Origin of the sequence: Leptospira jelokensis (assembly GCF_004769635.1) — a bacterium.
GTDB lineage: Bacteria > Spirochaetota > Leptospiria > Leptospirales > Leptospiraceae > Leptospira_A > Leptospira_A jelokensis.
Genome location: NZ_RQGH01000011.1, coordinates 377,249 through 402,400 on the forward strand (window position 1 = coordinate 377,249; position 25,152 = coordinate 402,400).

Annotated in this window: 30 protein-coding genes, 2 tRNA genes and 1 pseudogene; 15 read left to right on the forward strand and 18 right to left on the reverse strand. The window is 37.8% G+C overall.

Going from position 1 to position 25,152, the window contains the following annotated elements; all coding sequences use genetic code 11:
- Window positions 1-5: 5 nt before the first annotated feature.
- The 3 genes from EHQ62_RS06195 to EHQ62_RS06205 all read right to left on the reverse strand — a co-directional run bounded on the left by EHQ62_RS06195 (window position 6) and on the right by EHQ62_RS06205 (window position 2,123).
- The gene (locus EHQ62_RS06195) at window positions 6-1,100 is read right to left on the reverse strand and encodes a PilZ domain-containing protein (RefSeq protein ID WP_135641321.1); all 1,095 of its coding nucleotides are present in this window, start codon (window positions 1,098-1,100) and stop codon (window positions 6-8) included.
- A gap of 79 nt (window positions 1,101-1,179) precedes the next feature.
- Window positions 1,180-1,704: a Crp/Fnr family transcriptional regulator gene (locus EHQ62_RS06200; RefSeq protein WP_135641322.1), complete on the reverse strand. Its 525-nt coding sequence runs from the start codon at window positions 1,702-1,704 to the stop codon at window positions 1,180-1,182.
- A complete protein-coding gene (locus EHQ62_RS06205; protein ID WP_135641323.1) occupies window positions 1,701-2,123 on the reverse strand; it encodes a cyclic nucleotide-binding domain-containing protein in 423 nt (140 codons plus the stop codon). The genes EHQ62_RS06200 and EHQ62_RS06205 overlap by 4 nt, the downstream gene beginning before the upstream one ends.
- A 118-nt stretch (window positions 2,124-2,241) precedes the next feature.
- Between EHQ62_RS06205 and EHQ62_RS06210 the strand changes: the two genes are divergently transcribed.
- Window positions 2,242-2,323, forward strand: a tRNA-Leu gene (locus EHQ62_RS06210).
- Window positions 2,324-3,239: 916 nt separating this feature from the next.
- On the opposite strand, the pseudogene EHQ62_RS06215 reads toward EHQ62_RS06210, so the two are convergent.
- The 3 genes and pseudogenes from EHQ62_RS06215 to EHQ62_RS06225 all read right to left on the reverse strand — a co-directional run bounded on the left by EHQ62_RS06215 (window position 3,240) and on the right by EHQ62_RS06225 (window position 4,376).
- A pseudogene (locus EHQ62_RS06215) lies at window positions 3,240-3,637 on the reverse strand (PIN domain-containing protein).
- A complete protein-coding gene (locus tag EHQ62_RS06220; RefSeq protein WP_135641324.1) occupies window positions 3,621-3,899 on the reverse strand; it encodes a FitA-like ribbon-helix-helix domain-containing protein in 279 nt (92 codons plus the stop codon). Before EHQ62_RS06220 ends, EHQ62_RS06215 begins: the two are co-directional and overlap by 17 nt.
- A 294-nt stretch (window positions 3,900-4,193) precedes the next feature.
- A complete protein-coding gene (locus EHQ62_RS06225; protein ID WP_135641325.1) occupies window positions 4,194-4,376 on the reverse strand; it encodes a hypothetical protein in 183 nt (60 codons plus the stop codon).
- 128 nt (window positions 4,377-4,504) lie between these two features.
- On the opposite strand from EHQ62_RS06225, the gene EHQ62_RS06230 reads away from it, so the two are divergent.
- The 8 genes from EHQ62_RS06230 (at window position 4,505) to EHQ62_RS06255 (ending at window position 10,503) form a co-directional block, all read left to right on the forward strand.
- Window positions 4,505-5,419 carry an SH3 domain-containing protein gene (locus tag EHQ62_RS06230; protein WP_135641326.1) on the forward strand — a complete coding sequence of 305 codons (915 nt, stop codon included), beginning with the start codon at window positions 4,505-4,507 and terminating at the stop codon, window positions 5,417-5,419.
- Between the two features lie 380 nt (window positions 5,420-5,799).
- A complete protein-coding gene (locus EHQ62_RS06235) occupies window positions 5,800-7,473 on the forward strand; it encodes a S41 family peptidase (protein WP_167482845.1) in 1,674 nt (557 codons plus the stop codon).
- Window positions 7,474-7,486: 13 nt separating this feature from the next.
- On the forward strand, window positions 7,487-7,621 hold the full coding sequence (locus EHQ62_RS18780) for a hypothetical protein (RefSeq protein WP_279638322.1): 135 nt from the start codon (window positions 7,487-7,489) through the stop codon (window positions 7,619-7,621).
- Window positions 7,622-7,800: 179 nt separating this feature from the next.
- Window positions 7,801-8,463, forward strand: coding sequence for an SH3 domain-containing protein (locus EHQ62_RS06240; RefSeq protein ID WP_244241652.1), 663 nt, complete (start codon window positions 7,801-7,803; stop codon window positions 8,461-8,463).
- Window positions 8,464-8,517: 54 nt separating this feature from the next.
- Window positions 8,518-9,201, forward strand: coding sequence for a hypothetical protein (locus EHQ62_RS06245; RefSeq protein ID WP_244241653.1), 684 nt, complete (start codon window positions 8,518-8,520; stop codon window positions 9,199-9,201).
- A gap of 22 nt (window positions 9,202-9,223) precedes the next feature.
- Window positions 9,224-9,649: a DUF6597 domain-containing transcriptional factor gene (locus EHQ62_RS18680; RefSeq protein WP_244241654.1), complete on the forward strand. Its 426-nt coding sequence runs from the start codon at window positions 9,224-9,226 to the stop codon at window positions 9,647-9,649.
- On the forward strand, window positions 9,591-9,920 hold the full coding sequence (locus EHQ62_RS18685; RefSeq protein WP_244241655.1) for a helix-turn-helix domain-containing protein: 330 nt from the start codon (window positions 9,591-9,593) through the stop codon (window positions 9,918-9,920). The genes EHQ62_RS18680 and EHQ62_RS18685 overlap by 59 nt, the downstream gene beginning before the upstream one ends.
- Window positions 9,921-10,128: 208 nt before the next feature.
- Window positions 10,129-10,503, forward strand: coding sequence for a VOC family protein (locus tag EHQ62_RS06255; RefSeq protein WP_244241656.1), 375 nt, complete (start codon window positions 10,129-10,131; stop codon window positions 10,501-10,503).
- Window positions 10,504-10,650: 147 nt separating this feature from the next.
- Here EHQ62_RS06255 and EHQ62_RS06260 read toward each other — a convergent pair whose 3' ends face one another.
- The 3 genes from EHQ62_RS06260 to EHQ62_RS06270 form a co-directional block, all read right to left on the reverse strand.
- Window positions 10,651-11,040, reverse strand: coding sequence for a PIN domain-containing protein (locus EHQ62_RS06260; protein ID WP_135641329.1), 390 nt, complete (start codon window positions 11,038-11,040; stop codon window positions 10,651-10,653).
- A complete protein-coding gene (locus tag EHQ62_RS06265; protein ID WP_208720630.1) occupies window positions 11,037-11,237 on the reverse strand; it encodes a type II toxin-antitoxin system VapB family antitoxin in 201 nt (66 codons plus the stop codon). The genes EHQ62_RS06260 and EHQ62_RS06265 overlap by 4 nt, the downstream gene beginning before the upstream one ends.
- Window positions 11,238-11,359: 122 nt before the next feature.
- On the reverse strand, window positions 11,360-12,574 hold the full coding sequence (locus tag EHQ62_RS06270; protein WP_135641331.1) for an FG-GAP-like repeat-containing protein: 1,215 nt from the start codon (window positions 12,572-12,574) through the stop codon (window positions 11,360-11,362).
- A gap of 260 nt (window positions 12,575-12,834) precedes the next feature.
- Here EHQ62_RS06270 and EHQ62_RS06275 point away from each other — a divergent pair, with 260 nt between their 5' ends.
- Window positions 12,835-13,236, forward strand: a complete 402-nt coding sequence (locus EHQ62_RS06275; protein WP_135641332.1) for a YidB family protein — start codon at window positions 12,835-12,837, stop codon at window positions 13,234-13,236.
- Between the two features lie 107 nt (window positions 13,237-13,343).
- The gene (locus EHQ62_RS06280) at window positions 13,344-14,102 is read left to right on the forward strand and encodes an SH3 domain-containing protein (RefSeq protein WP_135641333.1); all 759 of its coding nucleotides are present in this window, start codon (window positions 13,344-13,346) and stop codon (window positions 14,100-14,102) included.
- Here EHQ62_RS06280 and EHQ62_RS06285 read toward each other — a convergent pair.
- The 6 genes from EHQ62_RS06285 to EHQ62_RS06310 form a co-directional block, all read right to left on the reverse strand.
- Window positions 14,077-15,570, reverse strand: a complete 1,494-nt coding sequence (locus EHQ62_RS06285) for a hypothetical protein (protein WP_135641334.1) — start codon at window positions 15,568-15,570, stop codon at window positions 14,077-14,079. The two genes, EHQ62_RS06280 and EHQ62_RS06285, sit on opposite strands and share 26 nt — an antisense overlap.
- Window positions 15,527-16,237, reverse strand: a complete 711-nt coding sequence (locus tag EHQ62_RS06290) for a VanW family protein (protein ID WP_135641335.1) — start codon at window positions 16,235-16,237, stop codon at window positions 15,527-15,529. The genes EHQ62_RS06285 and EHQ62_RS06290 overlap by 44 nt, the downstream gene beginning before the upstream one ends.
- Window positions 16,234-16,656, reverse strand: a complete 423-nt coding sequence (locus tag EHQ62_RS06295) for a DUF2452 domain-containing protein (RefSeq protein WP_135641450.1) — start codon at window positions 16,654-16,656, stop codon at window positions 16,234-16,236. The genes EHQ62_RS06290 and EHQ62_RS06295 overlap by 4 nt, the downstream gene beginning before the upstream one ends.
- 100 nt (window positions 16,657-16,756) lie before the next feature.
- Complete coding sequence (locus EHQ62_RS06300; protein ID WP_135641336.1) at window positions 16,757-17,560, reverse strand: SPOR domain-containing protein; 804 nt, start codon at window positions 17,558-17,560, stop codon at window positions 16,757-16,759.
- Window positions 17,557-18,174, reverse strand: coding sequence for a dephospho-CoA kinase (gene coaE, locus EHQ62_RS06305; RefSeq protein WP_135641337.1), 618 nt, complete (start codon window positions 18,172-18,174; stop codon window positions 17,557-17,559). The genes EHQ62_RS06300 and coaE overlap by 4 nt, the downstream gene beginning before the upstream one ends.
- Window positions 18,175-18,262: 88 nt before the next feature.
- Window positions 18,263-19,195, reverse strand: a complete 933-nt coding sequence (locus EHQ62_RS06310) for an alpha/beta fold hydrolase (protein WP_135641338.1) — start codon at window positions 19,193-19,195, stop codon at window positions 18,263-18,265.
- Between the two features lie 70 nt (window positions 19,196-19,265).
- Here EHQ62_RS06310 and EHQ62_RS06315 point away from each other — a divergent pair.
- Window positions 19,266-19,338, forward strand: a tRNA-Phe gene (locus tag EHQ62_RS06315).
- 7 nt (window positions 19,339-19,345) lie between these two features.
- Here EHQ62_RS06315 and EHQ62_RS06320 read toward each other — a convergent pair.
- A complete protein-coding gene (locus EHQ62_RS06320; protein WP_135641339.1) occupies window positions 19,346-19,603 on the reverse strand; it encodes a hypothetical protein in 258 nt (85 codons plus the stop codon).
- Between the two features lie 35 nt (window positions 19,604-19,638).
- The gene (locus EHQ62_RS06325; RefSeq protein ID WP_135641340.1) at window positions 19,639-21,063 is read right to left on the reverse strand and encodes an aminotransferase-like domain-containing protein; all 1,425 of its coding nucleotides are present in this window, start codon (window positions 21,061-21,063) and stop codon (window positions 19,639-19,641) included.
- 66 nt (window positions 21,064-21,129) lie between these two features.
- Between EHQ62_RS06325 and EHQ62_RS06330 the strand changes: the two genes are divergently transcribed.
- From EHQ62_RS06330 to EHQ62_RS06335, 3 genes are read left to right on the forward strand one after another with little or no spacing between them, the layout of a single operon-like run.
- The gene (locus EHQ62_RS06330; RefSeq protein WP_135641341.1) at window positions 21,130-22,323 is read left to right on the forward strand and encodes an aminotransferase-like domain-containing protein; all 1,194 of its coding nucleotides are present in this window, start codon (window positions 21,130-21,132) and stop codon (window positions 22,321-22,323) included.
- 56 nt (window positions 22,324-22,379) lie between these two features.
- Window positions 22,380-22,535 (forward strand): hypothetical protein, encoded by a 156-nt coding sequence (locus tag EHQ62_RS18550; protein WP_167321688.1) that lies wholly within the window; start codon window positions 22,380-22,382, stop codon window positions 22,533-22,535.
- 49 nt (window positions 22,536-22,584) lie between these two features.
- The gene (locus EHQ62_RS06335) at window positions 22,585-23,013 is read left to right on the forward strand and encodes a hypothetical protein (protein ID WP_135641342.1); all 429 of its coding nucleotides are present in this window, start codon (window positions 22,585-22,587) and stop codon (window positions 23,011-23,013) included.
- 39 nt (window positions 23,014-23,052) lie between these two features.
- Here EHQ62_RS06335 and EHQ62_RS06340 read toward each other — a convergent pair whose 3' ends face one another.
- Window positions 23,053-25,140, reverse strand: coding sequence for a PP2C family protein-serine/threonine phosphatase (locus EHQ62_RS06340; protein WP_135641343.1), 2,088 nt, complete (start codon window positions 25,138-25,140; stop codon window positions 23,053-23,055).
- Between the last annotated feature and the right edge of the window lie 12 nt (window positions 25,141-25,152).

Here is a 25,152-nt window from a genome sequence, read left to right on the forward strand (position 1 = left end):
CTGAATTACCTTCCGTGGAATAATTTAAACCTTTGTTTCCAAATCCAAACACGGAATAGGTTTTTGTTTTCGATGGTATCAATTTGGATTCCGAAGCCAATCGGTTTTCCATATTTGCCTTGTGGGTTTGACCACCTAACGACACCTGCAACGGAGATTTCACCAGACCGAGTTTGGATTTTCACGCGGCAGTACTCACCGGAAGTGAGCACTGTATCCGATTCTATATAAAGTCCTTCCAAAGAAACATTGAGGAGTGTTCCTTGATTTGATTTGTTGTCCGACTTCAAAAATTGAACTGGATTGGATACGGGATACCTTGGAGCAAACACACGGTGCAAAAAGGATTCGTAAATTTGTTTTTCTTCTTTTTGGGCAAGGAGGAATGCTAATTGGACACCAGCAATTTCTGTTCCATCTGGTTCCATGTCAATGCGAACGACCTTCCCTTGGACCGAGATGGCTGCCGGTTCCCTATTTTCTTTTTCTAATTTTAGGAGTAAATTAATCGGGTCACCTGGTTTTAAAAAATGGTGTTTGGTGAGAGGGAGTAAAACTCCGTTTTTTGAAATATTGATGGTGAGGCCATCTCCTTCTCGTTCCCCATCGGCATTGGTCCAGTGGAAGGGGATGGGGTGGGTTTCCCGGTACTTAGAACGCCAACCACGTCGGGTAGGACTCAAATAGGGAGCAGCGATCTCTCTTCTTAAAAAATAAAAGGCGATCCCAAGTAATACCGTTGTGATTGCCATATTCCAAACAATGTCCGTTGTTTTGATCCGAATCCCAGCGAGGAAAAACTTTTTACCAAGGGATACGGACAATACCATCCAAATGTTGTAGGTAAGGATGAGAAACGTGAAACATAAAAATAGGTAATAACCAAACTTCTTTTTGGTGATAAGGCCATAAGCAATGATGGCACTTAAAAAAGAAAAAACATACTGCCATGGTTGGATCCGAGTGAGGATCATTTCAACGTGGTTGAAATCCAAATCATAGAGAGAGGCTATGGCAAAAAAGACAACAAATGGTACGGCTAAAAAACCAAGTGTTACAAGGATCACTGGGATAGGGTAGTTGAAGAACCGAAAAGTCACCCGAAAATCAAACTGCTTTTTTGGCCTTTAGTCAACTTATTTTTGGTGTCTGCTTTTTGAAACAGGAGAACTTAGTTCTTTAGTCCTCCTTGGATGCAACCTCTTCTGGTTCAGAATCCTGTGTGTTGTCCTCACTCTTTGTGACAGATTCTGTGTTGGACGTTCCATCATTTTTTTCATGGATCTCATTGATTAGAATATGCAATAGTTTTTGTTTCTCGGAGATTTGATCTTCTACAGCTGTTAGGCGGTTTATGATGCTATGTAAGATGACTGATAAGAAACCAGGGCTTTCGTTTCCCAATCCTAAAAAAATATCTTTGGTGATGATGCCAACTTTTGTATCTTCTGAACTGGCTACAACTGTCGCCGCGCGTGGGGAAGGAAAAACAAGTGCCATCTCCCCAAAAAATTCACCAGGTTTGATGTCCCTTATGTACTGGTCTTCGCCTGTGGCCTTTCGTTTGAAGACTTGTAAATTTCCAGAGAATACAAAATACATTTTTCCGTTACAGTCTTCCCCTTCCGAGAATACCTTGGTGCCTTGGGCAAAATGATCAATGCGAACTTCAGTGATGTATTTTTTGAGGTGTTCTATGTTCATTTCGCCTCTTCCTTTTGGATTTCTTCAATCATTTTGTCGAGTTCGGCAAGCCTTGCTTCCGCCCTATGGAGTTTTTCTACCGTACTTTTGGTGAGTTGGAATAAAAAATGAGTATTGATCTTTGCTAACTTTTCAAATTGGTCATGCCTTAAAATTCCGACACGTGCATTGGCAGAAACAACACTTATGGTCATGGCACGAGGCCTTCTTGTGATGAGGGAAAGTTCCCCAAAAAATTCTCCAGGCCCAAGACCCTTGATCACTTCTTGGGAACCATCTGGCATCCGTTTGGTGACGGCAAACATCCCACTCATGATGCAATACATACTTCCATCATGAGGGTCACCTTCTTTAAAAATCACATCTCCCCTCAGATACACTTGAGTCGAGATGTTTTGCATGAATTCCAGTATGTTCATCGGACTTATCCTATTGGTATCTGACATTCATATAAAATTCCAAAACAAAGGCAAGTGAATCATAAAATCTCACTAGACAGAATTCCCTAGTACAAAAACCTGCTTATACAACCACAATGCGGGCGTGGCGAAATTGGCAGACGCACCAGATTTAGGTTCTGGCGCCGTGAGGCGTGGGGGTTCAAGTCCCTCCGCCCGCAAAACAAAAATTCCTGACTCATTCCAAACATTCAAATTGACCACCAAACCCGGAGGGGCTTGAACAGTTCCCTGAGCTGGAATGGTTGCGACCCATAGGGAGCAATCATTTCAGACAAGCATGCCCGGATGGCATGCGACGAAGGGAACCGTGCCTCGAAGCGTAGCAAACACACGAAGTGTTTGCAGCGGAGAGGTCAAGTCCCGAAGCAAGAACTGTTACTGTTATCAATCGATTCCAAATACAACCAAACATAGATTAACAACAAATCCTCTTCCAATCCAAAATTGAAGTGGAACTAAAACCCAACCAACACGCTTTCCCAAACATCGGCCACAATCATTCCAGAAAAGCATGCCAGGAAGGCAAACGTCGAGCGTCGCCGTGCCTCGAAGCGTAGCAAACACACGAAGTGTTTGCAGCGAAAGAGGCAAGTCCCGAGGTAGAGTCATTGGATATGTCTCCTGGAAAGATGGTATTCTTTGTAGGTTAAGTTCAAAAAAGAATACACAAGAGTATTTGCATTTAACTGATACAAACTTTGCTGATCCAGATTTGAAGTGTATCTCAAAATTTCAATATATAAAAGATTTAAGTTTCGAAGGACCTTCGCAGAAATTTTCTGACGATGCCTTTTGCAGTTTAATGCAAAGTGGCCTCAAAATAGAGAATTTAGATCTGCGTAATTTGATTCTCTCTGCTTGAGCATACAATTGTCTATTAGATCTGAAAGACATTGAGGTATATAGCTTTCGAAAAATTAAAGGCCGTACCGCAAGCGACATGAAAAAAATTGAAGACTTGTATTTCAAAAAAAAATGGTCGTAAAGTCCATGTCGATGTCTTTGAATACGATTCTCCTTTTCATGATATGTTGAAATAAAGTTATGCGTAGTGTTTTTATCTAGAAAACTGGATTATTTACTCCAGTTCTCGATTCTTAAATCAGGAATCATTGAGAAATGTTTCTCATTATTTGTAACTAAGGTATAATTCAAAAACAAAGCTGTTGAACCGATTAGGAGATCGAAATCGTCAATGGTATTTCCTTTTTTCTGTAAAGTGGCCTTGATTTCTCCGAAGGTTTCAATAATTCCTTTCGTCAATTCAATGACCGGAAATAGTTCCCAATTCTATATACAGTAGCCAGATTCTTCTCTCTTCTTTTTGATTTCTTTGCACCAAATATAAGTTCACCATAAGTAATTACAGAAATAGCCTTCGAAATATTTTTCTTTTCGATAAGATTGGTTTTAACTTTTTCATTACCTTTTAGGCTGTAGATAATAATATCTGTATCAATCAAATAACTCATCTGTTATCCTAGATCGATTGTTTCTTGATCTTGAAGATCTAATGTCTGAAATTATTTCTTTTGCATCTTTGTTGTCATGCCAAGAGTTTGTAAGTTTGAGAAACTCTTGAGTTTGTATTTCGCTTTCCAGGTTATCTCTTTTTAGATGATTTTCGATAATCATGACAACTTCTTGACTTATTGAACGATGTTCTAATTCAGCCCTTCTTTTTAAAGATTCATAAAGTCTGTTATCTATGTCTCTGACCTGTAGATTTGCCATATTTAAAATCTAATGGTAATTCATGAGTATGCAATCATTTTTCATGCAATTTTCTAAAAATATTTTATAAAAATTACTCATATATGTTTTGTAATCAAAGATGGTAATCGAGTTATTTGGCCAAACTTCGATCAATAAGTTATCGATTCAATATACTTGCGCAAAATTTCCTGTTGAATGGATCAATTTGATATCATCACTAACAATTTTTTCAAACCAAGTAAAAACCATCATTACCAATAGGAAAATAAATACCCCTCGAGCAAATATAAGATTTTTTGTTTCATCAATTGGTCATTTAACTTCAGTAGATTTTTGCGGATCTCTTTGGATATTCGAATTTGTAATTTTAGTTTTTTTCAAAAAGAAATTTTCACTTCCTAGTTGATCTTTGATCCAACTCTTTTGTGACTCCTTAAATTGCGCTTTGGAAAAAGTTGGTTGATTTTGGTAATCATTCGCTTGAATTTGTTTCAAACAATGTCAAAATTTTAAGGTAGAAATGACTCTAAAGCATAATGCACCCTTTACATTAAATGATGACAAGGTAAAACATATGTGGAATCATAGACAGCATTTGCAAGTTGCGCAAGTAGGGTCGCCAGATGTACATTAAGAAAAATTTATTCTTATTTTTTGTATTTATGATTCTGAAGTTTGAGATCGCTGCAGATGAAATCCCCAAGTCAGAACTTTTATCTTATTGGAAAAAGGCTTTGGCTAAGTTTAATTATTCCTTGCCTTCCGAATTAGAGAAAAACTTTATCAAATCCGAATATACTGGTGGTGGAAGTGAAGATCAGAATACTTTTGTCTACGTAACACAAAAATACTTAAATTTTCCAAATGAAAATGTCAACTTTGCTATTTTTTTTGTAAACAAAGCATATTCGCAAACAGGGTCAAGTGTCAAATTAGCTGCCTATTTTAGGAATGAAAAATTGGTAATGCTTACTACAAATTCACCATACTCTAATGTGGAGGGACATTATGAATTTTCTGGCATAACTGTAAGAAAAGGCTTAACTTATGAATACGATGTCTCGGGTGGGTTAACAATCAGTTGTCTTGTGGATAGAACTAGAGAAACGACTGCTGAAATTATCTCTAAACAATATTGTGGAGAATCCATTTTAGTTGGTCCCCAAAATTCCATTTTAAAAGTAATAAAACACAAAACAAATTGTGAGAATGAGTGTACGGCTTTCTATCCCTTCCGAGAAAAAGGTATCTATTATGTTACAAGAAATAATGCAAATTTGAGACGAGAATCACATTCAAAAGGTATAGTTCTGAAATTTCTTCCTAATGATTCTAAGGTAGAACTACTAGAAGATACCTTTCAACAAGAATGGATTAAAGGTTTAGGCACAGCCAACTATGTAAAGGTTAGGCTTGAAGACGGTGGGGAAGGTTATTTGCATGGCGCCTATTTACGCGCCCCTGGGGAACCAGACGTCACATTAATTCGAGAACGTGCAGAAGAATGGAAGCAGAAGAATGGAGTGAAGGGGAATTAATCTTTGATGGAAATTAAGTGAGACTTGGTTTGAACTATCATTAATGCTCAAACGAGCCCTTTAGACAAACGGGAAAACACACGAAATAAATCAAAGGAAAGATTCTATTGCAACCGAAAGCCTAAACGAATCCTAGATGGTGATGGAACAAAATCCCTTTATATACATGGAAAGAATCTTTGGAGTTCCAATCAGTAACAATAAAATTGGCCCATTTGCTGCTTAGCGTAGGTTAAACTTTAAATTCATTCGTGCCGTGTAAGTATTTGATCGACGGTCTCGGAATTTAGCAAAATATTTGCTATATGATGCGGCAACCTCTATGGATCGTGATGTTACTATTATTGTTTTATATCCCCATGAATTCCGAAAGAATATCTTTGAAGATTGAGGAAGATATCTTTTCATTTTCCGATTACTTGGAATTGGTAAATGATGTAAAACAATTCCATTTGTATCGCAAGACATTGAAAGAATCGAACGGTTATGTTCATTCTGCTTTCTTCGCATGTCAATTTTTAAACAATGAACTGTTTCTAATGCCTGAGACATATTTTGAAAGCCATCAGAAAGAATTTTTGAATATTAAAAAAGTAAAGAAACTTTTGCCAAATGATCCGTTCGTCATCGTTTTTTTTGAAAGAAAATTTCAGGAAATTAACGATCAGGAAGATTTTACGGAAACTAGGAATTGGTATTCGAAGTTAAGAAGGGAAGTGATGGCTTCTCTTTGGAATATGAATTTTAATTTGGAAGATTATAAGCGTGTCTTGTCTTTCCTTGAAGAAAATTTAGATTTGTATATCATTCGGCAAAATAAAGAAATAACGATGTCTGATCTGCATTATACAGCAGCGATGGGATTTATGCTTTCATTAGATGGATACTCTAAGGTTTATAAAAAGAGCAGGCACAAGTTTCAAATTGAACCCAATCAAAATCGAATAGCAGGTGTCGGTATGATCCTTAGGCTAGGTGCAAATAGGGAAGTAAGAGTGGAGAGCCCTCTTGAAGATAGTCCTGCGCATAAATCAGGAATTTATAGGAATGATATCATCTTAAAGATTAACGATCGTGATGTACGAGATTTGGACTTCGAGGAAGTGATACAACTTCAGAAAGGAAAACCTGGGTCCATTGTGAAATTTGAGATAAAGAGGGAAAGTATTAATAGAATCCTTTCGATATCGGTAAAACGAGAATTTCTGGCATATGGGATAGTAAAAGGTGAATTATTCCCTTTTGATCCAGAAGTTGCTGTCATACGAGTTTTTAGATGGGAAGATAAAAACATCTCCGTTGCAAAAGAAATCCATTTAGAGTATGACAGGCTTCTCAAACAAACGAAGGATCAAAATCGAAAACTAAAAGGAATCATCTTAGATTTCCGTTCTCTCCGTGGTGGAACAATTGAATCAATTGCTGATACTTTGGACTTATTTATCAAGGATGCTTTATTGTTCCGTGTCAAAAATGAAAGAGGTGAGGTAGCCGACAGATTTGCGAAAGGGAATGAACCGATCGAATTGCCGCTCGCCATTTTAGTGGATCGTAATACATCTTCCGGTGGCGAAGTTATTGCAGGGAGTTTACAATACCACAAAAGAGCCATTGTTATGGGGAAAAGAACTTCTGGAAATGCCGCTTTGGTTTCAACATTTGACTTTTCAAATAATCAAAGTTATGGAATGGAGATACTTGATTCACTCTACTATTTTCCTTCTGAAATCTCCTTTCATGAAATAGGAATCCTACCAGACATCCAAATCACCTCTGATTTTGGCGGAAGTAATCTTTTTATAAGAAAAGAAGAAATTGATCGCAATCATTCAAGTTTTGCGGAAATGGAAGAAAGTAGGAATTCTCAAATTCCTCTAGAAGAAATTCAAGCTTGGGTGAAAGCGAATGGAAAAGCGAACGTTGAAATTGAGAGAAGAAAAAATGATCCGATTCGTTCCGATGATTTTTTGTTTCACGCAGTGGATGCATTCAATGGATATTTACTAACACTCAATTCTGTGAAGAGGATCGAAGGAGAAAAAACAAAGGAATAGAAAAGGGGAATCGATGGAACGATCCCACCCCCAAGCGCCAGCGATTGCAGCGGAAATCCTTTCCGCAAGGAAAGATTGGAGCGAAAAGCGCGGTCGTGATGCAATCGAATTTAAATCATCTAACGAATTCGAGGCGCCCCATTTCTAGAACAATAAAAATTGATACCTTGTGTCATAAAAATGTTTCGACATTCTTTTGTAAGGTGATTCCTATAGGAATTTATGCGATACTTCCAAATTATGTTACTTTTTGTTTTCCTGATTTTTCCTTTGGCTACGAAAGAGAAATTCTATAAAAGGATGTATGTATCCAAAAGGGATGTCGTTGTGAAAGAAAAGCCGGATATAAATTCAGATGATGTTGGTACTTTAGAATTAGGCGATTTTCCATTAGTCCTCTCCTTCACGGGAATCAAACAAAAGCAAACATCTGGGAAAGGGGAATGGGTGAAAATTGAATATGAACTTTCTGGGTATATCCTTTCCTCAGAACTTTCGGAGGAACCTCCTTTTTTGCTTAGCCAGGAGGAAGTATTAGAAGTCGCAGAATCTAATTTTAAAAAGTTTGTCAAACTGTTTGAAAGCTATAGCACAAGAATTCCAAGTGATGGCCTAGACCAATATGAAGCAGAAACCTATATGAATCTAATCAAGGATTTAGAAAGGTCGAGTCAAGTTCCCATTCTTCGTTCACGTGAGTTAAATGGTGCATTTCGAACTTGGTTTTTAAAAAATAACAAACAAATCGAAAAAAAATTGGATTTAGGAGATTGTACCTTCCAATTTGAAGAAGTGATCAATGCAAATAAAGGTTGTACGGATTATAAAATCAGTTTGATACGAGAGCTTCAGGAGAAAACAAGGTTTAGGAAAAACGAGGTCGTCGAAAGATTCGGAGATGCGTATTGTATCACAGCCAATCAGCATGGTAATGATACCTGTGGTAGATCTAAAGTTGGTTATGCGATCTATCAGGCGCTACAACAGTGACACACAGTGGAGTGGAGTCGTTTATTCCTGTGAGATGATGTGAGGAAGTTTCCAATGTTACCAAATGGTTTTGTTTTTCGATTCATTCCCTTGCTCTTGGGATTAAGTGCTGTGACATGTACCTCGCCATACTATTTGACACTCGTTTCTCCAGGGATCACATCTGAATCCAGGCTCACCAAACAAACAGACCTTCGAATGGAAGAGGCATCTTTCTATGGATCATGGGCCTATTCCCATACTGCATTTTATATCGACCAAACACAATTGCCGAAAGTTTTGGATGATCCTAACAATGCCGTTTTCCAACCCAAAGAGATGTTTCTTTTGAAGGAAAGTAGTGATACGCAATCACATATTTTATTTGAATATTGTTATGACAAAACAAAGCCGATTGCGATTGAGAAGGATATGAAAAACTATCGTTTCCAATTGAATGGAGAGGATCCAATCGAAAATTTAGTGTATCTTTATCCCTATTCCTATTCCAAAAAGGGGAAAGTGTTCCGGAAGAGATTTCCTTTTTACGAAAGATTGGCGCATCCAAATGATAAAATTCTCATTACCAATGGTTTCGACCAATTGTATTGTGTAAGGACTCTTTTAAGTTTTGATAAAACAAAAGAAAAACAAGGTCTCAATCGTTTTACTGTCACCACACCTCGAAATCAGCACTTATTTTATGAATACGAGATGAGAGAAAAATTTGTGACATTTAAGGAAGAGGAGATCAATTGATTTTCCTTGGTTCGCCTAACTTATGAAATACCAAACCTATCCGCCTCATAAAGATTTAAGTGCAATGGTCCAATGTTATTGGACATTAGAAGTGGAATCATCAGAAAGTCAGGAAAAACAACACATTGTCCCCGATGGTTGTATGGAGATGGCGTTTTTGTTCGGTGATGGGATCAAACGTTATGTAAATGAAACCGAATTTGTTTTGCAACCACAGGCAATGGTCATTGGGCAAATTACAAAGCCGTTTACCATTGAGCCTTTGGGCTATGTCAATACATTTGCTATACGGTTTTATCCGTATGGTTTTTCTATGATCCATACTGTATCTATGTTAGAATTGTCTGATCGGGAAACCGATTTGAGGAGTTTATTTGGTGAAGAAAGTGATGGCGAGTTTAACGGCGAATCATGGTTCCACGTCTATCCTTTCTCTTTTGGAAAATGACCAATCCAAAGTCCGTGATTTAGAACGTAAGTTTTTAAAACGAGTGGGTGTGTCCCCAAAAACTTTGGGAAAGGTGATCCGCCTGCAAACCGCTTTGCAATTGATGTTAGAAAAGGATCCAAAGTCTCTTACACAAATCGCGTATGATTCCAATTATTATGACCAATCCCATTTTATAAAAGATTTCCGTCGTCAGACAGGACTCAGTCCTAAACAATTCTCAGATGACAATCGTTTCCAACTATCATCTTTATTTTATCAAAAAAAGTAAGTTGTCGATTTTTTACAATCACCGATGGAAAAATCGGATAGAATCGTATGTAGATTAGGAGTTTTATTTTATGAATCGAACGCATCGTGTATTACTGTGGAAACAAGTTTCCTTTTTAGGAGTATTTTTGGTTTTGTTTTTTTAGATGCATTGTAAGGAAAATGAGACAGAGAACGGAAACAATCCATCTAACCCAGGGAGTAAAGAAATGAATGTGAACCCAACCCTATCCATCGTTGAGATTCCAATGACAAAAGTGGAAACAACCATTTCGTTTTATGAAAAAACCTTCCAAACCAAAATCGAACGTATGACCATGGGGGACACGGAACTTACCGTTTTTCCATCGGATGGAAAAACGGTAAGTATTGTTTTGACAAAGGGAGAAGGCTACATTCCGAGTAACAAAGGAATGCTTGTTTATTTCAATGCAGGTGAGGACTTGCAACCAATTCTTAGTTCGGTGGCAAAAAATGGGGGCAAAGTGGTTTTGGAAAAAACAGAAATTAGCCCTGAGATGGGATACTTTGCTTTATTCATGGATCCTGAAGGGAATCAAATTGGGTTACATTCCAAAAAATAATCTCTGTTAGTTGGGTTTTTTGATTTTTTTTGATCAATTCATCCGCTTACGCAAGGTTGCATTTGCAGAGCGGGTGTTAACCTAAACCAAACACTCGTTTTGCCTTGTGCCGAAGCGTAGCGGTAAGTCGCTGTTATTCGTAATGACCTAATGATAAAGATCAAGCTTATGAACTTTGCTCATTAGTTTGAAATGTTTATCCAAAGAGAATAGAGTGCATTGATTTTGAATTGCATTTTGAAGAATCAGTAAATCCGGAATGCCTATTTTATTGATTCCGTGTTTAAGATTTGTTATCTGAAATTCGATAATTTGTTTCCAATCTATAGACATTTCAAAACTTTCAATTGATTCCAGTATTTGAATTAATTGGTTTTGTTTTTTGACTTTAAGATATGGGATTATTTCAGTCAAAATTAATTGATTGGTAAAAATATTTCCGATATCGATTAATTTATCAACCTCTGAAGAAACTTTGGCATTCGAATCTCTAAAATATTCGATCCAAATGGAAGAATCTAATAAAACCTGATTCATCTTTTTCTTAATTGATTAAGATTTATATCGAGATCAATGGTTCCTTTGAAATTTTTCAGATTTTTCATTTTTTCTTTTCTAATTAATGTATATAAACCTTCTTTAATTACGTCAGTTTTTGTTTTGATGTGAGTAAGTTTCATCGCTTCTAAAACTAATTCTTCTGGTATATCTATCGTAGTTCTCATCTTATGCATAATTGTATTTTTTTTTATGCATAAGTCAAGTCCAGTTTTGCTGTCAATTTGGTAAAAGTTTAGAAATTCTAATCTTTACCTTTGCTTTATTATTTCTAATACCCATGTCTTGAGGCATACAATCAGGTCATTACGTTTAACACTAAATAAACGTCTCCGATTCCAGAACTAGCACCTGTGGAACCGATCAGTAAATCGGGACGTCCGTCACCATTTGTATCTCCAGACGCTAGACTTCCACCGAAGAAACAATTGGTTGATCCATTACAACTTCCTGGTGGGGGTCCAATGAGTGTGGCGACTGGTGGATTAGAATAAGGATTACTAGAATCACAATTAGAATGGTATACAAATACAATTCCCTGGTTGGAATTGAAGGTGGGTCCACCCACAGCAAGGTCGATACAGCGATCGGAATTAAAATAATCCAAAACAAAATTTGCCCCAAATTGACAACCAGTACCAGCCCCGCAATCTGGTGAGGGTTCTTGTGGCGCAACTAACATCTGTTGAGGTGTTGTTGGTAAGGAACCTTGGTTGGAAAGATAGATATACATTCTGCCTAAACTAGAGGAATAGGTTGCCGCACTCACGAAAAGGTCTAAATACCCATCCCCATTGGCATCACCTGCCTGAGCAAAGGATCCGAAATTGTCATTGACTCCTGGTTTATAGGAAACATCTGCGTTATTCGTAGTTTGTGATTGGATTGCACGAGAACCCTGGCTATAAAAAATAAAAACCTCATCATTCCAAGGTGAAGCGAAGACCCAATCATCATATCCATCTCCATTAAAGTCTCCAGCTGTGATTCGGGAACCAAAATAGGTTTGGGTGATTCCATCCGTTAGGCTTGTGCTAGGTGTTGTTTCAAGTTGTTTTGTGTTTGGATTTGATTTGTAGACATACCCATAACCCTGGTTAGCAGCTGAATTATTTGCAGACACAATTAGATCAGGATATCCATCTCCATCTGTATCTTTATTTGTACCTTTTCGTACGAGGATGGAATCCGTTTTTTCATAGGGGATTTGTGCGTAAATGGTATGCAAACTTCCATAAGTCCAAAAACTGTTAGTCACAGCTTTCGCAGGTAGGGGCGCACGCCACTGGCCACCGATCACAGGTACTTGGAATGGCAAATCAAAATCTAATCCAATATTTACATAACTGACATCAGATGGAGCAGTCCCTATCACAAAACCTGTTTCAACGATGGAGTAATTAGTTAAATTGGAAATGGTCACTCTTGGTTCTTGTAAAAAAAGTAAATAGATGCCAGGTGAAAATCGTTTGATTAGGTTCTCTTCGGGACATAGGAAATTGTCCAACTCCATCAAACATTCGAGAGGGGGGTGGGTGAGGGGATTGGTCCAACAATTGGAAAAATAAAACAACATCATCTAAATCGATAATAAACGAGTGAAATTGTTTCCAACGAAATGGTTCATCATGGTTTCTAACAACTAACAATGAATTGATGTTTTGGTTTGGAGATTCGGAATGCAATGAATAATTTGCCTGTAAAAACAAAATTTAGTAAAAAAAAGCAAAAAATATCTTTCCTTTTCCTTTCACTCCAGGCAAAATAACTGACATGAGTTTTTTTGAAAGTTTAAAAGCCGTCGCAGCTCAGGCAGTCGAGCTAGTCCAAAACAATCCACAAGTGGTTTCCGGGATCCAAAAGATCATCGAGGAAAATGGTGGGGTTTCTGGGATTGTTGCAAAATTTAAGGAAAAAGGGTTTGCAGAAGCCGCTTCCTCTTGGGTGGGCACTGGGGAAAATGTAAACATCGGTGCTGATGACGTATTAAAGGTTTTGGGAAATGATTCGGTGAAGGAACTCGCAAGTAAGGTGGGGCTTGATACAAACCAAGCGGCAGGTCTTGTGGGAAATTTATTGCCAATTGTCATTGATAAACTTTCACCTGACGGAAATGAACCTGGTGGAGACATTACCTCCCAACTCTCCTCACTCGCTTCTTTATTTACGAAATAAATTCTAAAAAATAAATTCACCACCTATTTTGCATTAGGTGGTTTTTTCTTTAAGTTTCTCTGTAATTTGTCTTGCCAAAAATTCTGAAAGTTCACATTCTTCCCTCCATGAAACATTTTTTCCTAATATCCCTCGTTTTCCTAATTTTTGTGGGCTGTAAAAAAACACCTACCATCGAAGTGGGGCAAACTGTTTACATTTCTGCAACGGTGCTAAATGCGCGAAAAACTCCAACCCTCGATGGAGAAAAAGTGGGAAAGGTAAAACTGGGAGATCAGGTAAAGGTATTAGAACGCTCTGAAAAAGAAACGGAAATTGATGGAATTTCTGCCTATTGGTTCCGCATCCAATCGCCAACTGTCACTGGATGGGTGTTTGGTGGTTATCTATCCGTTAACAAGGTTGAATCTCGGGATGCAATGATTGCCGCTTTACAAGGTGATTTTGTGTATTGTACACTACCCGAACGTTTGGACTGTAGTAATACATTTAGTTTTGAAGGCGAAAGTTTTGTTTTCCGCGCGTATGATCCATACACAGGGATCACGGAAAAATTAGAAGGCAAATACGATGTGTTTTCTGATCATTTGGTTTTAGACACAATGATTCGTTTGGTGCGTCCGTCTGTTTACATCCTCTACCCTCAAACCGATGAAGAAAGATCTGCTTATTACAATGCGTATTTTGGATATTCAGAATCAGATGAACACCTAATTTCTCTTAGCACATTCCCAGTAGAAGGTAAAAAGGATTTGTTTTTCTTCGTTTGTAATGACAAACTTTTGTTATTGGATAAAAAACAAGAATCAGATGAGGCATGTAAAACAAAGTATGCCTACACTAAATCGAGTTACTCTTCTCCTTAAAGGTTTCATTTCGTAACATCGTCTGAGTGCGGTGTGCATTTGGATTCTTCCAATTTAAGATTCGTTCCCTCGAATCTTCTGGCAGGTTTTGTAAAAATTCCTGCCATGTTTTTTCCTCTAAGACAGAATAAAAACCAGGTAAGTATTGGATTTTTGTTTCTTTGGGTAAGTACAAATTGTACTCAGTCGCAGATACTCCATAAACAATTCGATAAATCGGTCTATTTTTATGTTTTTCCTCAGGTAAAAAATGAAATGCATCCCCTGCTTTGTTGTAACAAATAAAATAATCGAAACCTTGGTGGACTATGATGAGAGAATTTTTGGGGAATTGGAAGAGGGGAAGGATAATGGAGTAAAGTTTGTAGTCTTGTTGGTTGAATTCTTTTCCACGTACCATCGTAACCATTTGATAGGGAAATAAAAACAAACAGAGGAAACCAATTTTCCATTGGGATTTGAATTTTGTTAAAAACGAAAGGATTAAAAAACTCCCAGGGATAAAAACCAAAAGGAAAATTCGAAAGGGGAAACTAAATGCAGTGTACGAAAAAATCGGAAGGGATACCAAAAAATAAAAAACCAACATTTGGTCATAAAATGATTTTTGTTTGGAATCCAAATCTTTCCGAGTGAAAAGATACAGTAACGGTGAAAGGAAAAATACAATTTGTTCGAAAAGAAATTCCGGATATAGTTTCGCATATTGGTAAAATGGAGATAGCAGTTGGAATTCTAAATTTTCTGCGATGACCGCTTTTAGATCATTCCAATGTAAGGTATTGGGAAATAACAGGCTAAAACCAACGAGAATCAATACAATTCCAAAGAGAAACACCCAACTAAAAAATTGATTCCATTGAATATGTTTCACCACCCATGGGATGAAAAAGCAAATGGCGATCCCTGCTGTGATTTTATGACTAAAAAATACCAAGACAAAGAATACAAATATCCTTACGTAATGGAACCATCTCTTTTTTGTATCGGAAGGATAAGAGAGATTCAGTTCTGTGAGAAACAAAATGAAAAAGAAGATACCTCCTAAGTTTTTGATAAAATTAAAACTAAAGTGAGGGATAAATGAGGAAGAAATGAAAAGAACACCAAAACAGATGGAGATCGAAAACTGATGGGTGAGAAGGAATGACAAACGTGTTGCCACAACAAACAAAAATCCTACTAAGAGAGAAACAAAGATTTTATTGGTGAGTACAATATCAGAACCAAACTTAGAGAAAAGGACGAGTCCATATAAAATGGGTGAAGCATCTGGACTAAAAAATCTCCCTTTGGTTACATAGGAATTCACCTGTGCAGCATAATAATACCCGTCGGCTCCATAGGCAAACCGTGAGTTCATTTGAACGCTAAGCTGTAAACCAACGATCAAAATAAAAAATAAAAATACAGTAATCGGTTTTTTAAATTTTGTAATCATCGGAAGAACAGAGTTTGAGTTCACCATCTACATCCGATTTTAGGTATACGGATACTTTCGAATATCCATTTTTTATCTCTTGTTGGAAATGTAATTTTTGTCTTAACAAAGGATTTGGACTTCTAATCTGAAATGTAAGTTTATCTTCTGTTAACTCAAAGAAAAATTGTAAGGGAAAGGATAAGTTGTTTCGGATTCGTAAATCTTTTGAAGGGAAGACGACGGATGCATCGGTTCCGAGAGGTGTAAAACGAGTTTCCTCGGTATACAAATCACGAGTATGCGGGTATCTTTCTAAAATTTCTAATCCAAGTTCCAAAGAAAGATAATAAATGATACCCGAAAGTTGGCAAAGCCCACCTGCAATTTCACTTGCCACTTCACCGTTACGGATCACTCTCCCTTCTGTATAACCTTTTTTAATTGTTGGATTTCCAATTTCTGTCCAAAAAGAAAAAATCTTTCCAGGCAGTAACACTTGTTCATTGATTTTTGCAATTGCGATCTTTAAGTTTTGCAGTTTGCCTGTTTTTAAAGGAGAAGGTAAGATGGGAAGAGAGATAGAAGTGTTATTTTCAAAAAAGGTTTTGGAAGGGGAATCTTTCACTAAACCATAGTGAAAGTAATCCCCACTTGTGAATGCAGAGACCAAACGAATCAGAAATTTTAATTTCAGTTTTAAATCGGAAATCAATGGGAATTGGATTCCTTCGTTTCAAATGGAATCTCTGTAAAACTCCGATCTGGATTCATCGTATATGCCCCTTTGAACGGATGAGGGGGATTGCCCCCCCATTCTTTTGGAGAAAGGAGTGAAAAATACTCTCCACCTTCTTTTGCATAAAGATAAATCGTTTGGCCTGCTTTTTTTTCGAATTGGCATTTTGCCTTGTGGAGTTCGATGTCTTTTTCGGCTTGTTGTAAGATGAGTTCAGCTTCATCCTTCAGTGCACGGATTTGTTTGGCAATGACTTCTAATTTTCCATGGACATGGAGTTTCACTGACTCTTCTGCCAATTCAATTTCTTTGGCTCTGTCGACCAAACTGATTGCAGGTGCTAAGCGACTTGTGCCATAAGTGAGGCTATGGTGAGGTAGTACCGATTCTTCCATATTACTCATTAGACAAACTGAAATTCCTAAGTTAAACAAGAAAAAAGGCTCTCCTTTCAGAAAGGAAAGCCAAGTTGCCAAGGATAGACGATTTTTATGTTTAAGACAATGGTTGGTATGGGATGATCATTGCTTTGGCTTTGATTTCTTTTGGCATCACTGTTTTCGTTAATAACTTTTGAAGTGAGTCTTTCTCTTTTGCTTTTCCAAGTTGGACAACAAAGAAACCATTTTTTACCATAATGAATGCCTTGGCTTTTAGTTTCCCTTGGTTGTCCGATTGCAGTTGGGACAAAAATGTTTCGGCAGATTTACGGTTGGTAAAAGCCGCAAGTTGGATTGTAAATTGTTTCCCTTCCGTCGTTTGCACTGATTTTGAAACAGAAGGAACCGTTGTTTTTTGTTTCCCTTGGGTTTTCCCAGTCCTTGCAATGTTTTTTAACTTTTCTTCTTTTGGAACATAGGTTGACCTTTGTTCTTTTGATTTTGTTAAGTCCACAATTTGTTGTTTTCTTTCTTCTTCCTCATCTTTGGCAGTGGAAGTTTCATTATAATAGGGATGATTTCCGATGTCTGCCATTGGGATTTCTTGGGAAGCAATTGGTTCTTTTGGTTTTGTCCCTTGGACAAGTGAAGAAGCGACCTGAATTCCTTCTGGATTGGTCCCACTAGGATTTCCTTCTGCCGTTTTTAAATTGGCATTAGCCGCTTCGCTTGGTATACCAGATTCCTTTTGGTCAGAGGCAAGGTTAGGATTTACACGATTTTGTGTATCCTCTGTCTTCCCTTTTCCAACAGAAACACCTAAAAAGAAAATGGAAAAGAATAATGCAAAAAGAAAGAGAGATAAAACTCCAATCCTTTGTTTGTCTAAGTTGATTACGTAAAATACTCTTTCTTTCATCTTTGAATCCTTTTTTGAATTTCCTTATAAATGATAACGATTTGTTCTTTTAATCCTTCTCTATCAGTATCGTTCGTTACGACAAAATCAGAGAGGATCTTTTTTTTCTCAATGTCCATCTGGGAGGCAGTCCTTCTTTCAAAATCAGCCAAATCCATCCCCCCTCTGGCTTTTACACGTTCCCAGTTATGTTCTTTCGGAAGGTAAATGGTGACCGTAAAATCACAAATGGTATGGGCATCGGTTTCGAATAACAAAGGGACTTCCCAAGCAACGATGCTATTTGGTTTTTGAGATTCGAAAAATGAAAGGAAAGCCTTTCTAACGAGAGGGTGGAGGAGTTCGTTTAGTGCCTTAAGTTTTGATTCGTTACCAAAAGCAAGTTCTGCGATCTTGGAACGAAGGATTGTCCCGTCGTTTGTTAGGATCTCAGGGCCAAAAATTCCAACTAAGTCTGTTTTGACAGGGCTATTTGGCTCGGTGAAGGTACGGGCAATTGCATCAGAACTAATCGTCACAGCACCTAATTCTCCAAAGATGGAAAGTGCAGTGGATTTCCCTGATCCTATGGAACCAGTGATGCCAATGAGAGTTTTGTTAGGAGCAAGTGCCACGGGTTTATAACATAAAAAACCCGTGAAAGTACAAGTATTTTTTTATCTCATTTTAGAAAAAAATGATTTAAGTTTTTTTGGTTTTGAATCACTTAACAGTTCCATTCAGAATCCAGTCTTGTACCAGTTTGGCGGACAATTTTGGATCCTCAATCATTGGTGCATGGCCCATACCTTCTAGAAGTACTGTTTCGAGTTTGGTTTTTAGTTTCTTTTGCAAAACTTCCATCACGGAGTAATGGATCACTTTGTCTTCTTTGCCCCAAATGGTAAGGCAAGGTGATTGGATTTTGGATAATTGGGATTCCAAAAAGAAACCTTCCTTTCTGATTTGTTCTAGGATGTGCGCGTTCCAATTCCTGTTGGCGACGGATTTTTCAGCAAAGTAGGTTTTCAAAAATCCAGGCAGGTAGGGTGGGTTCACAAAGGTAAACCGAAGCAATCGGTCAAAGTCTTCTTTGTCTTTGACAAGGAGTGGGCTTTCTTTCCCTGAAAGGACAATGGTTTGCATTTCGCTTGGTACTGGGCTTTTGATCCCTGCATTATCAAATAGGATCAGTGACTTTACTTGTTTGGGAAATTTTGCAGCAAAGATCCCCGCAATCCCGCCACCCATAGAATTCCCAGCAATATGGAATTCCTTCAAACCCAATGTTTCGGTAAATTTTTGTAATCGGATGGATTGGGCTTCTTGGGTGTAGTCCATTCCTTCTGGTTTACTCGAATCTCCGAATCCAGGTAAATCGGGAGCAATCACTCGGATATTTTTGGGAAGGTGTCTTGTGAATCGTGTCCAATGGTCTTTGTCACCACCAAATCCGTGTACAACGAGAAGTGTTTCTCCATTTCCTGTTTTTTCTGTATACTTCCACTCCAGATCTTCGACCACAATGGACTTGGTTTCCAAATCAGAACGGTATCTTTCGAGACTAATACCTGTTTTGTGAAGCTGCGAAGCACAACCTAGAAGGGCGAAAATTGAGAGGTAAAATAAACGATTGGGTTTCAGATTTGATTTCATTTGGGTCCTTACAAAAAATTCAAAGGTTCGTTGACAGAGGGCTATGAAAAAATACTTTGGTCGTAACCGAGGCCCTGTAGCTCAGTCGGTAGAGCAGAGGACTGAAAATCCTCGTGTCGGCAGTTCGATTCTGTCCGGGGCCAAGGTTACCTATTTTCCCGCCTTTCTTTCTTCTCCCATTGACCAAAGTCCTAAAAATTCGTTTTCTTCCACCTTTTTGCAGAGTTCAGGTTTATAAAGTTTTTTGACAGGTGGTTTCGGATAGATATGGATCTCGTCATTATCTGGAATGAAGGTGAGCATTCGTAAAATTGTATCTTGGCCTTCGATTTCATACATGGTATAGGACATACCTTTGGAAGGAATGATTTGGGATGTTTCCAAATACTTGCGAGTGGTATCAGACATATCCTATATGTGTGAAAGGTTTCTTTTCATAGCAACTAAAAAGTACCCTTTGAAGTTCCATTTTTTCGGAAACGTTTTGCAAAGAGAATCAGTTTCTCTCTGATTTTGGGAGATAGTCCCACAGATACATTGATACGAAAAAAATGATTCCAATGTTTGGATAATCCAAACAAAGAACCTGGTGCAATGGCCATACCCAATTTTTTTGCTTCCATTAAGAGTTTATCACCATCTAACTTTGATTCTATCCAAAGTACAAATCCCCCATCTGGTTTTGTAATGTGAAGATTTCCATCACTCTCTTTGTTTAGTAAGTTGGTATAGTCCAAACAAAGTTTTTGATACTGGGCACGTAAACCTTTTAGATGCCTTTCATAGGTTTGTCGTTTTAAGTATTCGAGAATACAAATTTGGGTTGGATGGTTTTCTGAGATTTTAAAGGCTCGTGCAATTTTTGAAATTGATTGGATACCAGTTTTTGTTGTTACCCATCCTATCCTTAACCCAGGCGATAGAGTTTTTGAAAACGAAGAACACAAAAATGATTTAGGTCCACCGATCATTTGTGAAAAATAACTCAACAATGGTTTGGGTCTTGTACCTGTATGAAACAAATCTCCATAAATATCATCTTCGATGAGATGGATTCCGTAATGAAAACAAATTTTCGCCAATTCCATTTTAGTATCCTCACGAAATAAATACCCATTTGGGTTATTAAAATTAGCGGAAAACAAAAACACCTTTGGTTTGTGGCGTTTGATGAGTTTCTCAAATTCATTTGTATTGATTCCTTCCGTAGGTCTGTAAGGAATTTCTACAACCTTTAACTTTAAAGTTTCGAGAATTTGGAATAAACCTACATAAATGGGGGAAGGCACAATGACTGTATCACCTGGTTCTGTGACGGCAAACAAGGAATAGGTGATTGCTTCTGTACATCCGGTTGTGATTTGGATTTGTTTGGCACTGACTCTAAATCCATGCATTGAAGATCGTATGGCCAACCACTCTCTCAGTTGCGGATTTCCTTGTAAATCGCCATAACTGAATGTATCCTGATAAAGCAGTGCTCTTTTGTATGCGGAATGTAATTCTGAAATCGGTAAATAACGATCTGCTGGGATGGCGGCTCCAAACGAAATGAGTTTTGGGTCCATCACAGTATTCATGATTTGTTGGATTCGGTCGTCTGCTTCAACAGTTTCAAAATATTCGTTTTGAGGTCCAAGGATGATTGAATTTATATTTTTGTGAACATAATATCCTGATTTGTTGATCACATAGATATACCCTTCTTCTTCTAAAATACGATACGCTTCTTTTGCAGTTGTCAAACTACATGATTTTAATGTTTGGATTTCTCGAAGTGATGGGATTTTTTCGTTCTCAGAATAATAACCTGACTGAATTTCCATTTTTAAATCAGAGACAAGTTTTTGGTATTTCGTTTTTACCATCTGTATACCTATAGATAAAATCATCTGTATATGGACAGATTTGATTCTATTTGGTAATTTATTTACATGGAAACAAATTTTGTAAATCTTTATTTGGCTGAGAGGACAAGGGAAATTCGTTCTTCTGCCATTCGTGATATTTTAAAAATCACTGTCTCCGATTCTGAATTTCTTTCTTTTGCGGGGGGACTACCCAATCCAAGTTTACTTCCCACTGATTTATTGGATATGGCCACTGAATTTGCCATTCGATCCATGAGAGATGTTGCCTTTCAATATGGGGAATCAGAAGGGTACAAATCATTACGGGAAATTGTAAGGGAACAATTCGTTAGTGAAAGAGGAATTGATGATCGGTCAATTTGCATCACAAGTGGATCCCAACAAGGTTTGGATATACTTGGAAAACTTTTGATGGACCAAAAAACCAATGTTCTATTAGAAAACCCAGTGTATCTAGGTGCTTTGCAGGCTTTTTCTCCCTATCGACCCAATTTGATTTCACTCACAATGGAGGTTGATGGCCCAAATCTCGATGCACTTGGGAAAATTTTATCTGAGAAAAAGGTCCATTGTTTTTATGCCAATCCTAGTTACCAAAATCCATCCACTTGCACTTGGTCCGTCGCCAAACGAAAGGAAGTCGCTTCGCTATTGGATAAACATGAGGTCATTCTCATTGAAGATGAAGCCTATTTGTTTTTGGATTTTACGGGAACCTTATACCCATCAATCGCTTCCTTTCGAAAAAAAAGAGATCTAAGTTTTGTTTTGGGAAGTTTTTCGAAAATCTTATCACCTGGTTTTCGTTTGGGATGGGTAAGTGTTCCAAAACCATACCAAAACATCTTCATTGCCACAAAACAAGGAAACGATCTCAACTCGAATCAGTTTTCGCAAATCGTTTTGTACCATCTCCTTTTGCATATGGACATACAAAAACATGTACAAAAGGTCCAATCCTTTTACGCACACCAAAAGGATTATTTGGTCGGTTTGTTAAAACAATACCTACCCGAAGTTAGGTTTCAAAATCCACTTGGTGGTATGTTTTTGTGGGTAGAGTTTCCCCATGTTTCTGAAACAGAAATGATGCGTAAAATCATGGAAAAAAAAGTTGTGATGGTACCTGGGAACGAGTTTCGTTTGGAGCCATCAGAAGTGGCATTCTTTCGGATGAATTTTAGTTTTTTAAAGGAAACGGAAATGGAAGACGGGGTTCGGCGTATCCAGGATGTGTACCGCGACATAATTACGTAACATGCGTTTAGTAAAAATGGGTTGACAATTGCTAATCGTATGTTTACTTATTAAATATGAAGCCTGCAGTCACCAAAGCTTTGCACCCCAAGTTTTCTGTTCTCAGTTTGGAAGAAAAATTGGAAATCCTAAAGGAAGACCCAAGTTTTCGTATGTTAGTGGAGCAAATGTACCAAAACTATAAGGAAAATAGGTCCACTGTGATTCTTTGATTTGCTTCTCTTTGCATGGAGTGGTTCTATGGAAGGAAAGTAGGTAATTATGAATTTAGATCTCACTGCACAAGAAACAAAACAACTTTTGGATGCATTAACCGTATTCGAATGGGTGAGCAATTCTCCCCATGAAGAATCAGACCCAAGCATAGACAGTTTCCTGCAATCTATATTAAAAAAACTTTCGAAAGGAATGGAAAATAATCCAATTTCAGAAGAGAATGGGATGTTCACAGTAGCAGAAGAATACTTCCAAGAAGTATTTGAGTCCTATATCGAACCTTATAATGATGATGTGTTTTGGACAGAACTCACAACGGAACTTGCACAAAGAGACTTAGAACTATCAATTTCAGAAAAAGAATTGGAAGCAATGTCACAAGAAGCCTACGAAACAAAAGTAGCAAAAGAAGCAGAGAAGTATGATGCTGAGTTCGAAAAAAATGGTGTCGATCGTTTGTTCTTAAAAAAATAAATGGATTTGCCAGCTGGGGAAGGCTGCATGCATACCAACCTATGTTGTTGTTTCTTTTTCCTTTTCCCATTCAATTAAAATCACAGTTTGGTCATCCTCTTGTTCTTCTTTCCCTTGGAATAAAAACAATTGGATGACAAGTTCAGCAAGCACTCGTTCTGATTCTTTGGATTCAAAATCAGAAACTATTTTTTGCATCCGATCCATTCCAAATTCTTCCCTTGTCTCATTTTTTTGTTCTAACATTCCGTCTGTGAACAATAAAAATCGATCTCCTTCTGCAATGGAAAACTGTTTTTGTGTATAGGGTTGGTCTTTTCTTAATCCAATGATATTTCCGGTTCTGTTTAATATGATTTGTGATCCTTTTGATTGGAAAATTTGGTTTGGGTGACCAGCTGACGAATAGTAGACGGTCTTTGTCCTTGTATCAATATCCAATAAAAAACCAGAAAATACAATTTTTAATCCAGAAAATTTGTTTTGGATTTTTTGGTTTAAGTGGTTCATCAAATCATCTGTTTTCGTAATAAACCGTTTGATGGCTTCGTATTCAGATTTGATGGCCATTGTGTAAAGTGCTGCTTGGATCCCATGGCCTGTGGCATCCGCGATAAAAAATCGAACAATTCCATTGTCCAACTCAAAGATATCGTAAAAGTCGCCACCAACTTCGTCTTGGGGTTGGAAGTAGAGATGAATTTTTAAAGGAGAAAACTTGATCCCATCTTCAGGAAGGATTTTTTGTTGGATCTTTTTGGCGAGGAGTAAGTCTTTTTTGATCCTGCCTAAACTTGAGTTTAACTGGTATGTCCTTTCCGAAACAATTTGTTCCAAGTTTTCTGTGACTGCTAATAAGGATTCATTGCTAATCTTTAAACTTTCGGCAAGTTCCTCCGCTCGCACAAAGGCATTGGCAATCCGACTGGATAAAATCAGTGATTGGATGAAGATAAAACAGAGTAGGGCATAAGGAGTCAGGCCAATGCCCCGACTATTCAAACTATGTTTTAAAATATCAAATGATACTGAAAATGCTAAGATGAGCAAACCAACCAAAAACAGTTTTGAGTTGGGTCTACTGGCTATGACTGCTTTTAGGTTGATGTGGATGACATATCCAATGATGAGAAAGGCTAAAATCTGAAATCCATATAATAAGATAGTAAATACAGAAATGGGAAGGAACAATGTGAAAGCAAAGATTGTACTCGCAACCAATGCGCGCCTTACATGTTTGATTTTGGATTCTTCAGGGAACAAAGAATGGATGAAAAGTAAAAAAGTTGGGACTGCAAAGTAATACGAAGCAAATTCGATCCGAAAAGCTGTTGGCCAGTGGAATCTTGGAAAGAGTTCCAAAATATAACGTTCACCCGTAAACGCCAAACGGATTCCGAGTAACACACAAAAGATGGCAAAGTAAAAAATAGAAGTTTCTTTTCGTTTGTAAAAATACAAACCGAAGTGATAGAGTCCAATGAGGGAAAGGGCACCTAGTAAAAATAACTCCCGTCCATTGGCGAGCATCTTCTCCCGATCCATGATGTATTTATTACCGAGAATGGGTTGGCCCCAAAACCCACCAAAATTGTTTTCATAATTGGCGATATGAAACACTAGTTCCACAACCTCTGCATCGGGGATCAGAGTGTAGTATCTAGATTTGATGCGAGGAGTATCATCAAATTGATTGATGCCTGGTTTTCCTTGTCCACCGATGAGCACTCCATTGGCAAAAAAACGGTAAGAGGAAGCAACATCTGGGATATAAATCCGTAACTCTTGGCCAACGGTTTGTTCATTGATATGGATGAACCCACGTAAGGTGGCCTTTCCTGTCCTAGGCAATTCGATCCCACCATATTCTTCTCCTTGCCAGGAATTTGGAATTGCCAGATAACCAGTCAGTTCCTTTTTTCCGTGGAAAGGTGGGTAATGGAATTCATCAAAGTACAACTCCCATTCACCTTGTAAATCAATGGCAGTTGTTTCTTTAAAATTGATTTCCCTTGCATCCAATACCCCTTGCCGGAAACGATAACTATCGCCGATATCAGGATTTTGGCAATTCGAAGTCACAAAGACAGCTGTGGCGATTGCCACAATGGAGAAGAATTTTCGCATGGGTAGAGTTTA